This window comes from Pseudomonas sp. TYF_14 (assembly GCF_043105275.1).
Classification (GTDB): domain Bacteria; phylum Pseudomonadota; class Gammaproteobacteria; order Pseudomonadales; family Pseudomonadaceae; genus Aquipseudomonas; species Aquipseudomonas alloputida.
Genome location: NZ_JBICLK010000061.1, coordinates 273,823 through 287,745 on the forward strand (window position 1 = coordinate 273,823; position 13,923 = coordinate 287,745).

General features: G+C 57.4%; 13 protein-coding genes. 4 read left to right on the forward strand and 9 right to left on the reverse strand.

Going from position 1 to position 13,923, the window contains the following annotated elements; all coding sequences use genetic code 11:
* Positions 1–65: 65 nt before the first annotated feature.
* From ACF8O8_RS17490 to ACF8O8_RS17500, 3 genes are all read right to left on the reverse strand, one after another.
* A complete protein-coding gene (locus tag ACF8O8_RS17490; protein ID WP_392510177.1) occupies positions 66–974 on the reverse strand; it encodes a LysR family transcriptional regulator in 909 nt (302 codons plus the stop codon).
* Positions 975–1,225: 251 nt separating this feature from the next.
* On the reverse strand, positions 1,226–2,059 hold the full coding sequence (locus ACF8O8_RS17495) for an oxidoreductase (protein ID WP_392510055.1): 834 nt from the start codon (positions 2,057–2,059) through the stop codon (positions 1,226–1,228).
* Positions 2,060–2,098: 39 nt separating this feature from the next.
* Positions 2,099–2,656: a nuclear transport factor 2 family protein gene (locus ACF8O8_RS17500; RefSeq protein ID WP_392510056.1), complete on the reverse strand. Its 558-nt coding sequence runs from the start codon at positions 2,654–2,656 to the stop codon at positions 2,099–2,101.
* Between the two features lie 225 nt (positions 2,657–2,881).
* Here ACF8O8_RS17500 and ACF8O8_RS17505 point away from each other — a divergent pair, with 225 nt between their 5' ends.
* Both ACF8O8_RS17505 and ACF8O8_RS17510 read left to right on the forward strand, forming a co-directional pair.
* The gene (locus ACF8O8_RS17505; RefSeq protein ID WP_392510057.1) at positions 2,882–3,814 is read left to right on the forward strand and encodes an NADP-dependent oxidoreductase; all 933 of its coding nucleotides are present in this window, start codon (positions 2,882–2,884) and stop codon (positions 3,812–3,814) included.
* 47 nt (positions 3,815–3,861) lie between these two features.
* Positions 3,862–4,830, forward strand: coding sequence for an SDR family NAD(P)-dependent oxidoreductase (locus ACF8O8_RS17510; protein ID WP_392510058.1), 969 nt, complete (start codon positions 3,862–3,864; stop codon positions 4,828–4,830).
* A gap of 97 nt (positions 4,831–4,927) precedes the next feature.
* Here the strand turns inward: ACF8O8_RS17510 and ACF8O8_RS17515 are convergent, their stop codons facing one another.
* The gene (locus tag ACF8O8_RS17515; RefSeq protein ID WP_392510059.1) at positions 4,928–6,067 is read right to left on the reverse strand and encodes a hypothetical protein; all 1,140 of its coding nucleotides are present in this window, start codon (positions 6,065–6,067) and stop codon (positions 4,928–4,930) included.
* A gap of 172 nt (positions 6,068–6,239) precedes the next feature.
* Here ACF8O8_RS17515 and ACF8O8_RS17520 point away from each other — a divergent pair, with 172 nt between their 5' ends.
* Complete coding sequence (locus ACF8O8_RS17520; RefSeq protein WP_392510060.1) at positions 6,240–6,935, forward strand: TetR/AcrR family transcriptional regulator; 696 nt, start codon at positions 6,240–6,242, stop codon at positions 6,933–6,935.
* Between the two features lie 37 nt (positions 6,936–6,972).
* Here the strand turns inward: ACF8O8_RS17520 and ACF8O8_RS17525 are convergent, their stop codons facing one another.
* The 3 genes from ACF8O8_RS17525 to ACF8O8_RS17535 are packed head-to-tail and all read right to left on the reverse strand — an operon-like array spanning position 6,973 to position 10,832.
* The gene (locus ACF8O8_RS17525; protein WP_392510061.1) at positions 6,973–8,052 is read right to left on the reverse strand and encodes an aldo/keto reductase; all 1,080 of its coding nucleotides are present in this window, start codon (positions 8,050–8,052) and stop codon (positions 6,973–6,975) included.
* A gap of 18 nt (positions 8,053–8,070) precedes the next feature.
* On the reverse strand, positions 8,071–9,477 hold the full coding sequence (locus ACF8O8_RS17530; RefSeq protein ID WP_392510062.1) for an acyl-CoA reductase: 1,407 nt from the start codon (positions 9,475–9,477) through the stop codon (positions 8,071–8,073).
* Positions 9,474–10,832 carry a hypothetical protein gene (locus ACF8O8_RS17535; RefSeq protein WP_392510063.1) on the reverse strand — a complete coding sequence of 453 codons (1,359 nt, stop codon included), beginning with the start codon at positions 10,830–10,832 and terminating at the stop codon, positions 9,474–9,476. Before ACF8O8_RS17535 ends, ACF8O8_RS17530 begins: the two co-directional genes overlap by 4 nt.
* 201 nt (positions 10,833–11,033) lie before the next feature.
* Here ACF8O8_RS17535 and ACF8O8_RS17540 point away from each other — a divergent pair, with 201 nt between their 5' ends.
* Positions 11,034–11,849: a metalloregulator ArsR/SmtB family transcription factor gene (locus ACF8O8_RS17540; RefSeq protein ID WP_392510064.1), complete on the forward strand. Its 816-nt coding sequence runs from the start codon at positions 11,034–11,036 to the stop codon at positions 11,847–11,849.
* A 27-nt stretch (positions 11,850–11,876) separates the two neighbouring features.
* On the opposite strand, the gene ACF8O8_RS17545 is transcribed toward ACF8O8_RS17540, so the two are convergent.
* Together ACF8O8_RS17545 and ACF8O8_RS17550 are read right to left on the reverse strand one after the other, a co-directional pair.
* Positions 11,877–12,854 (reverse strand): NAD(P)H-dependent flavin oxidoreductase, encoded by a 978-nt coding sequence (locus ACF8O8_RS17545; RefSeq protein WP_392510178.1) that lies wholly within the window; start codon positions 12,852–12,854, stop codon positions 11,877–11,879.
* 85 nt (positions 12,855–12,939) lie between these two features.
* Complete coding sequence (locus ACF8O8_RS17550) at positions 12,940–13,914, reverse strand: NAD(P)H-dependent flavin oxidoreductase (RefSeq protein ID WP_392510065.1); 975 nt, start codon at positions 13,912–13,914, stop codon at positions 12,940–12,942.
* Positions 13,915–13,923 lie beyond the last annotated feature (9 nt).

The following is a 13,923-nucleotide window of genomic DNA, read 5'->3' on the forward strand; positions in this document are numbered from 1 at the left end:
CTTATACCCCTTAACGCAAGCTGTCTAGACCGGGTGTTCGGAGCTATTAGAACGATCAGGAATCCTTAGCTTGGTCGCCAAATCTGTTCGGTGATCAATGCTCTGAAGCGTTCAATCGGCCTACGCTTCAGCCCCTTGTCCCGATAAACCATTCCCCCGGCGTATGACCAAATCGGTTTCGCCATGGGAATCGGATAAATACCCATCGCCGCCAATGCCACTGAAAGGGTGTCGGGCAGCATCATCAGAAAGTCGTCTTTCGCCAAGAAGATAAACGCGGCGTGCAGCGAGGAAGTCTCTATGTTCATGTCCGGCGGATGGATACCCAGTGACCTGAAGAATTGGATAGTCCTTTCACGGCCAAGGGTTGATCCAGAAAAGCCGACCCATGGAAAGGAGGTAAGCTCATTTCCCGAAATGAAGCCTTGAGCAAGCGGGTGCTCTGCACGAGCAAATATTTTGATCGAGACTTCGGTAATGAAGTCGTATGCCAGATCACTTCCCACCGGGGCCAGCTCGGGCTGTAAGGTACCTACCACCACATCGAGCTTTTCCTGATCGAGTAGCGGCAGGGTCTTGGTGTTGAGCTCTGCAATGAGCGATATATTCAGCTTTGGAAATTCGACACTGAGGTTAGCCAACGCAGTTGGAACGATGACATCGCTCCATGCAGGCCCGGCGCCGACGCGAAAGGGGCCGGAAGTTCCATTCGACTGCTCATCTAAGGCATAGCGCGTGTCATTACAGATGGCTTCGATCCGCTTGGCCGAGGCGTAAAGCGTCTTGCCTGCATCCGTCAGCACGATGCCTTGAGCTGACCTCTTGAACAGTGAGCTTCCAAGCTCCGCTTCCAGCATCTGAATTCGACGGCTCACTGCTGGCTGAGTGATACAGAGCTGCTCGGCAGCCTTACGAATACTCGTCGTCTCGCTGACCGTGAGAAACGCTCGTAGGGAATCGATGGTTCTAAAAATAGTCGCACTCTCTCTAAAAGGTTACTGTAGGCGCTTGGACGTAAGGATGAAGCAGAAACCTACACTAACATAAGTATCCCTTCAGACGAGTCCGTCCTATGCTGCTTTACTCCGCAGTCGATGCTGCTCCAGTGAGCAACGTGAGACTTGGTCTTGGCTGCCGCTGGTATCTGGGCCGCGGTAGCGGCTCAGATAGCGCAAACGCCCTACGTCACAATGCAATCAGATTAGAACCGGCGTTTGTCCAGGTATCAGTCATACAAGATGTTCTCGCTGACTTCGCGCCATTTATCCAACTGTTCGTCTGTAGCCTTCAAGATCGATTTGTAGGTGCTAAAGGCAGTCGGATGAACCGGAAGATGCAGGGGCGGGTTTTCTGCGTCGACTGCAGCAAGAATCGCCAAGGCCGCTTTTGCCGGATCGCCATCCTGGTGGCCATCCATCTTCTCCAGTCCGCTACGGACGGCACCTGCCGTACGCTGGTAATCCTCGATTACCCGTTGCGAGCGAACGATGGCATTACCTGAGGCCCATCGCGTGCGCAGGGCTCCAGGCTCGACATTGGTGACTCGGATCCCCAGCGGCCCTGCTTCGGCTGCCAAGGCCGCGCCGAGCCCCTCCAGGGCAAATTTCGAGGCACTGTAAATCGGCATGCCTGGGATGCCCATGAAGCCGGCCATTGACGTGATGTTCACCACATGCCCCCGGCCCTTGGCGCGCATCAATGGCAACACAGCCTGGGTGGCCGCAAGCGCCCCGAAGAAGTTTGTTTCCATCTGCTCACGGGCTTCGCGCTCGCTAACCTCCTCCAGCGCACCGGCAAGGCCATAGCCAGCGTTGTTCACCAACACATCGACCCCGCCGAGCTGTTGCTGGATTTCGGTGACACGCTCCAACACCTGCGAAAAATTGCGCAGGTCCAACTCCAGCGCATGGGCACGCCCAGGTGCCAGGGCCTCGAATGCCGCCATTTGTCCAGGCTGGCGCAAGGTGCCAATAACGACCTCGCCGCGCGCCAACACAGCATTGGCCAGTGCTTCGCCCAGTCCGCTTGAAACACCCGTAATCAACCAGTTGCGCTTCAAAGACATCTTATAACCCCTATTGTTGGACGAGATGGACCTTCAGAATGGCAAGACTGTGCTGGAGCGCGTCACACATAGCGGACGCTCGTAGGACGGATCGTTTTTATCTCGAGAAGCGATGCCCGTTGCAGCGAATGCGTCAAGTGCTTCCTGAGGCATGGGAAATTCGCCTAGTGCTCCGTTCCATTCAATGACGCATTTACGCGCAGCGATTGCCCAGCGACCATCGCGCTTCTCGAAACGGTCGATGTACCGACCGCCGCTCAGGGTCAGCCCTGGCCCTATATGGTTCTTGCCCGCAAATATCCAATAGGTCTCGGTATGTGCCGTATCCCCGTCGAGCTCGCAACGGTGGTTGAGGACGTAGTGTTTGTGAGTGTGTTGGTATTTCGCGTGGTATGCGAAAGCCCAATCAATGAACGCCTCGACTGGCCCGACAAAGGCGCCGTGGTCATCCATGGCATCAAAATGGTAAACGCCTCTCACCATCTCCCGGTCAAACCGGTCAACACCGCTGCAATACCGAACGATGCAGTCATGGATTTTCTGTTGGTCAATCAGTTCCTGCAGTTCGGCGGCAATGGCTGTGCTGTTCATGGCTCTTCCTTATTTTTGTTGATGAAAATTCGCTTCACCAATGAATCTGATCGTGCGAATATCGGAACAAAGGGCGCATATCGGAATTAAAACACAATAGCACCCTCGTCCCGCGTTCGCCTCTGCTTTCTGCTGGCCAACGCAATTGGACGCGTCCGCAGTGGGACGGGATGACAATTATCTACCGGCCGGTCGTTGACCCCGGGCCTAATGAGGGGACATGGAATGAAAGTCATCCGCTTCCACCACTACGGTGGCACTGACCTCCTGGTGCTGGATGAGGTACCAGTTCCGGATGTTTGTGCAGGCGAAGTCCTTGTGCGGATCCACGCCGCAGGCGTCAATCCAGCCGACTACAAGTTCCGCGCCGGCTGGTTCAAGGATTTCGTAAGCTTGTCCCTGCCCTTCATACCCGGAGCGGATTTTTCCGGAGCGGTCGAGCAGGTCGGTCCAGGTGTCCATGGCTTCAAACCAGGTGATGAAGTATTCGGCATGCGCGACGTCCAGGTGGGCGGAAGCTATGCCCAGTACATTGCCGTGCGCAGTGATGCAATTGCCTTGAAGCCAAAGCGGTTGAGCCACGTGCAGGCAGCCGCCGTGCCGCTGGCCGCGTTGACGGCCTGGAGCGCCTTGTTCGACCACGCCGAGCTCAAGCGGGGCCAGCGAGTACTCATTCATGCAGCATCCGGAGGCGTAGGCGTGTTTGCGGTTCAGTTGGCCAAGATCGCCGGCACTGAAGTCATAGCAACCACCTCTAAAGGCAACGTCGAACTCGTACGTTCATTGGGTGCTGACCAGGTAATCGATTACCGAATGACTGACTTCGCCAGCACCGTGAAAGACATCGACATTGTTCTCGATGCTTTGGGCGGCGAAACCCAAGTCAAATCGATGGGAGTCCTGCGCGCCGATGGCCTGATGGTGACCCTGCAACCTCCAGGAATCGACACTGTGCTTGCAAAACAGATGAAGGTGCGCACGGCATTGGTCGAGGTCGCGGCAAATGGCAAACGTATCGCTAGGCTTGCCTCGCTGCTGGACGACGGTGTGCTCACGCCGATCATTGACCAGGTTCTTCCCCTTGCCCAAGCAAGTCAGGCGCATTTACGGAGTGAGTCCGGCAGGGCAAGAGGCAAAATCGTGCTGACTGTAGATTGACTGCTCGGCAAACACATTTCCGTCCGCAATCAACTGAGGAAAAAACGATGTTGAGATTCGATGGACAAGTCGCGCTCATTACCGGCGCAGGGCGCGGCATAGGCCGACAGCATGCCATTTCACTCGCTGAGCGCGGGGCTTTCGTCGTGGTGAATGACTACGGCGTGGATGGGCGCGGCGAACACGGTGGCAATACGGGCCCGGCCGATTCAGTGGTGGCAGAAATTCGCGCCGCAGGCGGCCAAGCCATGGTGGCTTGCTGCGACATCGGTGACAGTGCCCAAGTTGAACAGATGGTGGATGCGGTTATCGCGCAATGGGGCAGGATTGACATGCTGATCCATAACGCCAGCACCTACGCCGACCTTGGCCCATTCGAATCAACCCGTGTGGCTGACCTTGAACGCATCATGCGCGTGAATGTTACCGGGGGCTGGAACGTCACCCATGCTGTCTGGCCGCATATGCAGCGTCATGGACACGGCCGCATCGTCATGACGGGGTCAGGCGCCGGGATGTTTGGTCGTCGCCGCGATCAAGCCTACAGCGTGGCCAAAAGCGCACTCATCGGCATGACCAAGGTGCTTGCGACCGAAGGTGACCGGCAAGGTATCAAGGTCAATTTGGTAGGCCCTGTAGCGTTCACCGACCAGTCCAAAGCTCAGGGTATACCTTCGCTCATGGAACGCTTCGCGCCCCCGGTAATGGTCAGCCATCTGGTGCTGTTGCTTGCGCATACCGATTGCCCTGTCAATGGCGAAATGTTTCATTGCGGCGGCGGGTTCGTTGCGCGCGTATTTGTAGGTGAGACTGCCGGCGCATCTTTCACACTCGATACGATGTCGCCGGAGGGCTTGCTCGAGGCGTTGCCGCGTATTCTCGATGAGTCGGGTTACGCAGTGCCAAAGAGCTCCGATCAATCGGGCGCGAAACTATCGGCCGGTATCGCCTCGGTCAACCCCGAATTTGCCGAAGCATTGGCGGCTGCTAAACGCGATCGCGCTGTAGGTCGCTAACGCTGTCGCTTACTCTGGCCTCGCCCCTGGTTGTTAATCATGTAAACGCTCAAAAGGCGATCGACTCACCGAGTCAATCGCCTTTTGATTTTCTCGATCAGACAGGCTTCTTGGCAGCAGCTCCTGAGATAGACTCAGTAGCCGTCAGGACCGTGCGGCAGAATGAATTTACAGTCAGGTGCTGGTGCAACTCAATCGTTCGGCCGTCAGGCAATTCGACTGTGCCGCTCATGGTCGACAACAAGTAGCAGTACATGCGTGTCCCATGCGCAGTCGGCCAGTGGCTGTACGCTCGACCATGAGCAGCGATATCAACGGCAACCTTGCATCCCTCACGCTCCATGTCCAGCCTCCATTTGACCGGCAGGTTCATACCGGTGCGCGGGTCTTCCCATTTCTCTGTCACTTGAAAGCGGATCGAGCCCGCATCACCATGCGATGCAATATTGACCTGTTCATGTTCGCCGTACTTGACGAAACCGAGCTGCATGCCGTCATTGACCTGGAAGAAATTAACCTTCACGTCGCCGTCGATGGTGTAAAGCCACCACATCCAGTTGGGCGCCGGAAGGTTCTTGACCGGGTCGTTCATCTGGCCAGTCAGGATGTGCTCGCGCACGCCGTAAGCGTTGGTAAGCTCCAGCGTCTGTTCAGGTAGCTTGATCGAGCCATTGACGTTCACGAAGGTGTCGTAGCCAGCACGATCCGCTTGAGCGGCGTTGCTGAATGGCCCCCAGTTCCAAAGTGGCGTGCCGTTTTGTTCATAGGCGAGGTCAAACTGGGCGCCGCCCGCCTCCCCTTTCAACGCCCAGAGCGGAGGGGCTGCCTCGAAGCGCAGGCCGTTGAAATCCCACGTGACTTTATCATCGGTGCGGGTCACCTTCAGTTGCTCCATCGACAAGCGCTCTTTCGGCGTCCAGCCCACGCGCAGGAAGTTGTTGTCGCTCATCGTGCCTCGTTGTGCCCGCGGCACTACGATGAGCTGAATCTCCCGTTCTGCGCTCAGGCCTTCGCCCCAGATGCCTTCGCCATTGCCCGACAACGCATAACCCGCGGCCCACAGAAGTACATCATTATCGCCAGCCTGGCCGACCACACCTAACGCCGTTTCTTCCCAGAAGTCGGTCTCGGTAGAGGGTTTGGACAGTGATTCGAAATGGGTTCCCTCATCGTCAAGGGTTATCGCGGCATGGGAATGCTTGATGGACGTGTACTTGGAATTGTATTCATCGCTCATGATCAGTCCTTTTCGCTTATCGTGCATCGGGGTCGGGCTGTCGTCAGTCTCAGGCGACAAGCAGAGGTAGCAGTTGGAAATCTACAGGCTCATCATCGTAAAGTATACTCGTGAGTTCCGTTTAAGCATGAATAGCTTGCCGATCATCGGCGACATTTGAAGGGATACAGGTTTGAAACGAGCAGCTTCAGAAGAGACCCAGCAGGCGACTGGCTTGCTTGAAGGGCGCTCCAGCAAAGGTGGGCGGCCCAGCCGCGAGGTCGCCGCGCAGTTGCGCAATCACCTTCTGGAAGTAGCTCTGCGTGCCTACTGCCAGCACGGGCTTGATGGCGTGACCCTGAGCGAAATTGCCCAGGAGGCACAGGTATCCAAGCGCACGCTCTATACACGCTTCAAGGACCGCGAAATGCTACTCGTGGACGCGATTGAGCATGGCATCGAGCAGTTGATCACCCCGATCTCGACTGCAATACCCGATGGGTCACTTCGGGATCAGCTGCTTTTTCTAGGAGGCGAGATGATGCAAATTTCGCTACGCCCTGAGGTGATCGGCCTGGAACGACTGATAGCCTTGGTCCAATACCGCATACCCGATGTCTATCAGCGGGTATCCGGTACCATTCAGAAAGGGCGACTGTCGTTGATCGAATCTGTACTGCGCGCGGCTGCCGATAGAGGTGAGATCGAGGAGGAATCAATTCAGATCGCCGCCTCGATCGTCTTCGACATTCTCGTCACTCAGCCTAGGCGGGAGTTACTGACGAACCCGATTGCCAAAGGTGATGCGCCGATGAACGCCTACCTGCAAAAGGCCATAGATTTGATGCTGTACGGCATTTATCTGCGACCCCAGCAGGATTCGGTGTAGGCCCACAGAGCCGCTGGGCGGCCCCTTTTTACCATTGCTACGGTTTGATCTTCCCCTCAAAGCCACCAAGGACAATGCCCTGGGTGCGCTTGATGAAGTCATGGGGGTACCCCAGTTCGACGGCGCTGAGTGTGTCGAGTGACGCCACCTGCTCCGCATCAAGCTGAAAATCCAGGCATGCGAGGTTATCGCTTAGTTGCTCCAGGGTTCTGGCGCCCAATAGCGGTACCACGCCTGTCTTGGCCCGGAGCCAGTTCAATGCCACGTGGACCGGATGCCTTTCCAATCGAGCGGCAAGCGCACTTACCCCTCGGGCGATGGCAAGGCTTCGTTCATCCAGAGGTTTGAGCTGGAAAGCGTCTAGACGCTTGCTTTGCGTGTCGAGTGGATCGCCGTACTTGCCGCTGAGAATGCCACTGGCCAGTGGTGACCAGGCGCATACGGACAAGCCTAGAGCAGCAGCCATGGGCAGTAACTCACGTTCAGCGGCGCGCTCGATCAGGTTGTATTCGATCTGCAGGCCAATAAACGATGTCCAGCCTCGCAGCTCGGCCAAAGTGTTGGATTGCGCGACGACCCACGCTGGAGTATTGGAAACACCGACATGCAGGATCTTGCCATCGCGCACCAGGTCGTCGAGTGCACGCATCACTTCCTCGACGGGCGTAATGCCGTCCCAGCAGTGCGTCCAGAGGACATCGATGTAGTCAGAGTCCAACCGGCGCAGGCTTGCCTCGACTGAGCGTTTCAGGCTTTTGCGATGGTTGCCGGCAATGTTGGGGTTGCGTGTCCCAGGCACATGAAAGCTGTATTTGCTGGCGATAACCGCTTCATCTCGGTGCCCTTTGACCAGTCGGCCTAGAATCTCCTCCGAGCGCCCTTCTGAATAAATTTCGTTTGCCGTGTCGAAAAAATTACCGCCCGCATCACGGAACATTTTGTAAATTGGGCCAGCATCCTGCTCCGAAGTGCCCCATTGCCTGGCGCCAAAGGTCATTGTCCCTAGGCAGAGTTCCGACACCCTTAAACCAGAGCAACCTAGTCGTTGATAATGCATACCTACCCTCACTGAGCTGAGTCGTGTGTAATGGAGTGACGCCGCGCGCAGCGGCGTCATGGCTGCGCATGCAGCTGCTCAGCCCTCGTCGTTCACCCAGCGGACAAAGCGCTGCAGGGGATTGAAACCGTCATGAGGCAACCCGGCCTCAATGCCAGCAGAGCCGCCGATATTCACCACCCGCTGCGCCCCCGCCCCTGCCAACCGGTCGCGCAGCAGTGCTTTTCGTTCCGGTGGATAGACACCCACCGTCTGGGTGGCGATGTTCACGTGCCGTATCGCATCTTGCAGGTCCTGGACCTGCACGACATTGACGATCTTGCCATCAGGGTGGAAGTCAACAGGATCGTGTGAACGGATAACCACGCCCTCCCCGCCGTACCCACCCCACACCCGGTAGGCGGGCTCGAGCATCCGCAAACCGTCGATCTCGTCACGCAGCCCTGCTGGCACTCGCGGCCCAATAGCCGAAGCCATAGGTCGGTCGACATTCATGCGCTGCTGCAACAGTGCGCAGTACCGGTCGACTTGCTCGGTCGTGCCTTCGACAAACTGAAAGCGGCTGGAGGCGCAAGCCTGCTGGTTCATGAGGGTGACATCAAACGCTGCCTTGTCGGCAACTGCAGCCAGCGTTTCTGGCGAATCGAACACCTCCCGGCCAATCATCGAAATCGAGGTTTTGGGATCGAACGACACCAGTTCAAAACCAGGGCCAATGTACTTGCTGACACTGCGGATGGCGCTATCCCCGCCCCAAGCGACCACCTTGTCGAAGAACTGCGGCCTGAACAGTGCACGCTCGACCTGCTCATCGCCTCCTCGCCAGTACACTGCCGAGAACGAGCGCGTCAGCGGATGCCCAGGTGCCACGCTCGCCATGGCCCGCAATATAGCCGGCGCGGTGAACAGGTCGTTGGAAGGCAGCTTGAGCAGGTGGACGCCCTTGGTCAGTGCTCCACGTACAACCGTCAATGCAGAAACGCCCGGGGCGTTACCTGCAACGATATGGATCAACCTGGGTGGAAATGCGCGTATACGGCTCTGGCGGCCACTGGGCGAATCCTTGATCTCGCGCCAGCCGTCGAGCACATCCGCGCCGCCGAGTTCAGTGCGGATCTGAAATTCCAGCCCCGCCCGATTGAACGGCGCTGAAATATTTTCATAGGAAAACTCCATGATATGCCGCGGCAACGGCCCTGTTTTGAGGGAGTTCTCCAAGGCTTGGGCTACCAGCCCTTCAGGGTCTGCCTTGAGCCACTGGCCGGTCTGTTCCAATACATCAATGATCTCGCTGACTGGGGTATCGAAGGCCGGGCCAGGCTTGTCCCGTGTCCAAACCAACTGATCGAGGTCAATTCGAGGGGTCGCGAAGCGCGCCTGAGCAGGACCATGCACCGACTCGGCGCCTACTACCACATCGCCTTTGATGATATGGCATACAGCAACCGCTTCGGATGCGGGTTGTGCAACTGAGGAAGTAGTCATTCTGCAAGCGCTCCGCGAATGTAGGCATCGAGCGTACCCGCGCACCCGATATGGTCGTCCTGGCCGATCTGGGTAAAACGCGTGATGTTGTCGAGCAAGGTGGGACCGTGGCGCCCGCAAGGGCACTGGTCAGAGAAGTCGACGGTCACTTTGTCGCCGGTGATCACGCCTCCCCAGCGCCCTTCGAACAGCAGGTCAAGGAATGCAAAGCGGCCTTCGACCCTGCCGTTTTCGTCGGCATCCGCTGGCGTCAGCAAGCGCTCCCCCGGCTCATCGGTAATCAACCAGATCAAGCCAGGGGCGCGATGGTAGCGCCCGGCTTCACAGCGGGGCATCAGCTGGGCCATTTCAGTCATGCCGTAGGCCGCCGGGCGGATGACGTTGCCGTAGAAGCGCTCCACTTGCTCTTTGTAGTCTTCAGGCAGTGCGACGCCTTTGATACCGCCACCTGCCTGAATAATGGCCCCAGGGTGGAATTCACCATCGCCGATACCGCGCTCACGCGCGCACTGGATAATCATCATGTGTTGGGCCCAAAGGCCACTGACCATGATCGGTTCATGGCGGTGGTCGAGGATTTTCTCGGCAAGCAGGCGCATGGCCGCTGCGCCCTCCTGCGCTTTCAGCCGTGCTGAGGCTTCAAACGCCTGGATTTCTTCAGGTAGCGCTGTGCCCTCGGCGATGGCTTTGCGCATTGCCGCAGCACGGCTCACTTCACTGATCAGCAGCGGCTCTTCAGTCAGAGCAAACATGGCGCCCGGCCGCCCCCAATTAACGCGACCGATCTGCGCCGATTCGATAGCGCTGTTGTACCCCTTGATCGGGCCCAACCAGAACAACGCACGATTTGGCTCTGCCTTCGCAAATGGCCAGGCCGTGGCATGCTTGTAATGCAGCGCCTTGTTTTCCTGGTCGCCGGCCGTGTGGTTGAGAAATGAGCACTTGCCACTCGAGCCGCTGGTGGCCAATGGGCGATGGCCAGCTTCATACAGGCGCTCAAGCCATTCATCAACATCGCGCACGCCGTCCACGTTTACATTGCTGACGTCAGCAACCGATAGCGTTTGCAGCCACTGCAGCATCCGGTCCCAACGATTGTTATCGATGAAGGACTGCGGGTAGGACTTGTAAACCGTGTGTGAGAACAGTAGGGGCACCAGCTGTTCGAGGCTGTCGATGCGGGTGATCCCGGCTTCCTCGGCCCGGTGACGCAGGAGCGGTATCTGCTCAATGCGCTCCTGGAACAGCTCTTGGGCAGCCTGGACCTGCATCTCATGCACTTTAGCTGGCGGCTGATCGAACGCGCTGTCGGGGTCGAGTATGTGCGACAACAATTGCTTACGTACGGGAGTCATTGCTTACCTCACAGTGTTGTTCTTTTATGTGAACGGCGTTTTGTTTTCCCGTGGAAATTAATATACCGGTTTTTATTCTGCGTCAACGGCACAAAATGCGCTGTCTTTACGGGAATAACCCGCATGAGAAATAGAATTGGCCAGTATCAAGTACTGCTGATAATGTATGGAACACATACCTTCGAGATTTATTAGTTAGTTATGACTAACCGATCTGAGTGTCTCCAAGCTGTATTTATTGCTCTGGCTGATCCCACCAGGCGCACCTTGTTGGAAATCCTCGCCCAGGCTCCAAGCCCTGTGGCCGCGTTGGCACAGCAGGTGCCAGTGTCACGGTCAGCGGTGTCGCAGCACCTGAAGGTGCTCAAGGACGCAGGATTGGTGCAACAAGCCAAGCGGGGCCAGCAGCGCATTTATGCGGTGATGAACGAATCGCAGGGGGCACTCAAGGGATTAAGCGATTATGCGATGTCGCTCGTTGCCCCGCCGCCAGGCGACGCGGATGCGAAAAGTGCCCCATCTGTCCTTCAGGAACGAGGCGAGTCGAGGGCATTGGATTGGTCAGCCGTGAACGACGAGGTTGACGCTCAAACCGTCTCATTGGCCGGGCGGTTTTATGTGGCGGGTCACCGTATGGAGCGTCTGCTCGCCCGCACCGCAGCCGCTTACCAGCTGAATGTTGGCGAAGCGATGATCCTGGGCACTTTGAAAAGACTCGGGAATGACAACACCTGCACGCCGACCGAGTTAGGTCGGCATTCGCTGATATCCGTGACGGGCATCGCCAAGCGCCTGAATCGTCTTGAACAGGTAGGTTTGATTGAGCGTAAGCATGACGAACAGGATCGTCGGTCGGTAAAAGTGCGCTTGACGGCGGCGGGCGCCCGCACCTTCGAGGCAATCAGCCATGAGCAGTTCACTCACAGCTACGTCGGGTTCAACGCGCTTTCGCCGACGCAGCGCGAGGGCCTGGACAGCGTATTGGAAAGTCTGCTGGAAACTCTTCCCGAAACCTGACTGCCGGTTTCGGGAAGAGCAGACGCCTCAGGGCTCTACGTAGCGCTGCAGCCGCTCATTGATGATCGCACGGGCATCAGCAATGATGGTTTGCACAAGCGTGTCGCAGCTCGGGATGTCGTGAATCAGGCCAGCCCCCATACCGGCTGCGTAGGCGCCATCATCCGCGTCGCCACGCTCCACCGCACTTACCCAGCGCTGGCTGCTCGCCAAGGTCATCAGTTGGTCGTGGTCCGCCCCTGCCCGCTCCAGCTCCAGAATCTGATCGGTCAGTGCATTTTTGAGCACACGGGTGGAGTCGCCGATGCTGCGGCAGATCAGCGTGGTATCACGCTCCGTCGCCGCCAGATACCGGGCTTTGACTGCTTCGGGCATAGGTGACTCGCGGGTCATCAAAAACCGCGTTCCCATGGCCATCCCTTCTGCACCCAATGCCAATGCAGCCACCAAACCACGGCCGTCAGCGAACCCGCCATTGGCTACCACGGGGATAGTGAGTTGGTCGACCGCCGCTGGGACCAGCACCATATTGGGCACTTGGTCCTCGCCCGGATGCCCGGCCGCTTCAAACCCGGTCAAGCTCACTGCGTCTGCACCGAGCTGCTGTGCCTTCAAAGCAAAACGCACGGCAGTGCATTTGTGAAGTACCTTGATCCCTGCTTCCTTGAAAGCGGCAATAAAGTACGCGGGATTGCCACCCGCCGTTTCCACGCATGTCACGCCAGCGTCCAGAATCACTTTGGCGCTGTCCTCAGGCTTGACGCTGAGTTTGGACAAGATCGTAAGGTTGACGCCGAATGGTTTGTCAGTGAGGCTGCGAACCTTCTCGATTTCCTCTCGCAAGGCAACAGGTGAAGGGAAACTGTGCGCAGACAGAAAGCCAAGCCCGCCGGCGTTCGCAACCGCCGCTACAAGTTCTGCACGCGAAACGAAGCGCATCCCGCCCTGAATCAAGGGGTAATCAACACCGAACAGTTCTGTGATTCTGGTCTTGAACATGGCAATTCCAAGAGTTTGGTTCTGAAGTGCAGTGACCCTGAACCGCTTTACTCAAATGAGCTGTGCACGGTCACTGCCTACGGGTTCCCGTTCACGCCGACGCAACGAGGGATGCTTGAGCAAGCTGCTTGCGGCATTCGCCGATCATGCGCTCGAGCAAGTCTTTGCACGTCGGAATGTCATTCATCAACCCGATCGCCTGGCTCGCCCAGACCAAGCCATCGTTGACGTTGCCCGACTCCAGCGTCGCGCGTCCACGAGCACCCATTACCAATGGCCGGACATCCTCGAACGTGCAACCACCCGGCCGACGCTCGATCGCCACCACTTGTTCGGAAATCTCGTTACGGAAGACTCGACCACTGTTTTTCAACGTGCGGAAAATAACCACCGTGTCACGCTCGCTGCCTTGAACAACCGATTCCTTGATATTGGAATGGATGGGCGCTTCTTGGGTAAGCATGAATCGGGTACCCATGTTGACCCCCTGGGCGCCCAGTACAAGCGCAGCCGCCAGGCCGTACCCGTCAGCAATGCCGCCGGATGCAATCACAGGAATCGTCAGGGCTTTGACCGCTGCCGGTATTAGAACCAATCCACCAACATCATCCTCGCCCGGATGCCCAGCGCATTCAAAACTGTCGATGCTGATGATATCGACGCCGTTGCGCTGCGCGCTCAGTGCATGACGTACCGAAGTGCATTTGTGCAGGATTTTGATGCCAGCCGCCTTTAGCCGATCAAAAAACTCTTTAGGACAATTACCCGCGGTTTCGACGATCTTCACCCCACTGTCGATAATGGCCTGCAGGTAGTCGGCATAGGGTGGCGGGTTGGCTGACGGGAGTACCGTCAAATTGACCCCGAACGGCTGATCTGTCAGCCCTCGGCACCGGTCGATCTCGGCGCGCAAAGCATCCGGTGTCGGCTGAGTAAGAGCGGTCAGAATACCTAGCCCGCCGGCATTGGAAACAGCAGAGGCAAGTTCAGCGCGCCCCACCCACATCATGCCCCCTTGTACGATCGGGTAGCGGATGCCAAGCAGCTCGGTAATTGCAGTCTTCATGCAGCACTG

Coding starts and splice junctions, on each gene's coding strand:
- ACF8O8_RS17500 (WP_392510056.1), bottom strand. CDS start 2,656: ATGAACAGCACAGCCATTGCCGCCGAACTGCAGGAACTGATTGACCAA.
- ACF8O8_RS17510 (WP_392510058.1), top strand. CDS start 3,862: ATGTTGAGATTCGATGGACAAGTCGCGCTCATTACCGGCGCAGGGCGC.
- ACF8O8_RS17530 (WP_392510062.1), bottom strand. CDS start 9,477: ATGACTACTTCCTCAGTTGCACAACCCGCATCCGAAGCGGTTGCTGTA.
- ACF8O8_RS17505 (WP_392510057.1), top strand. CDS start 2,882: ATGAAAGTCATCCGCTTCCACCACTACGGTGGCACTGACCTCCTGGTG.
- ACF8O8_RS17550 (WP_392510065.1), bottom strand. CDS start 13,914: ATGAAGACTGCAATTACCGAGCTGCTTGGCATCCGCTACCCGATCGTA.
- ACF8O8_RS17525 (WP_392510061.1), bottom strand. CDS start 8,052: ATGACGCCGCTGCGCGCGGCGTCACTCCATTACACACGACTCAGCTCA.
- ACF8O8_RS17515 (WP_392510059.1), bottom strand. CDS start 6,067: ATGAGCGATGAATACAATTCCAAGTACACGTCCATCAAGCATTCCCAT.
- ACF8O8_RS17535 (WP_392510063.1), bottom strand. CDS start 10,832: ATGACTCCCGTACGTAAGCAATTGTTGTCGCACATACTCGACCCCGAC.
- ACF8O8_RS17540 (WP_392510064.1), top strand. CDS start 11,034: ATGACTAACCGATCTGAGTGTCTCCAAGCTGTATTTATTGCTCTGGCT.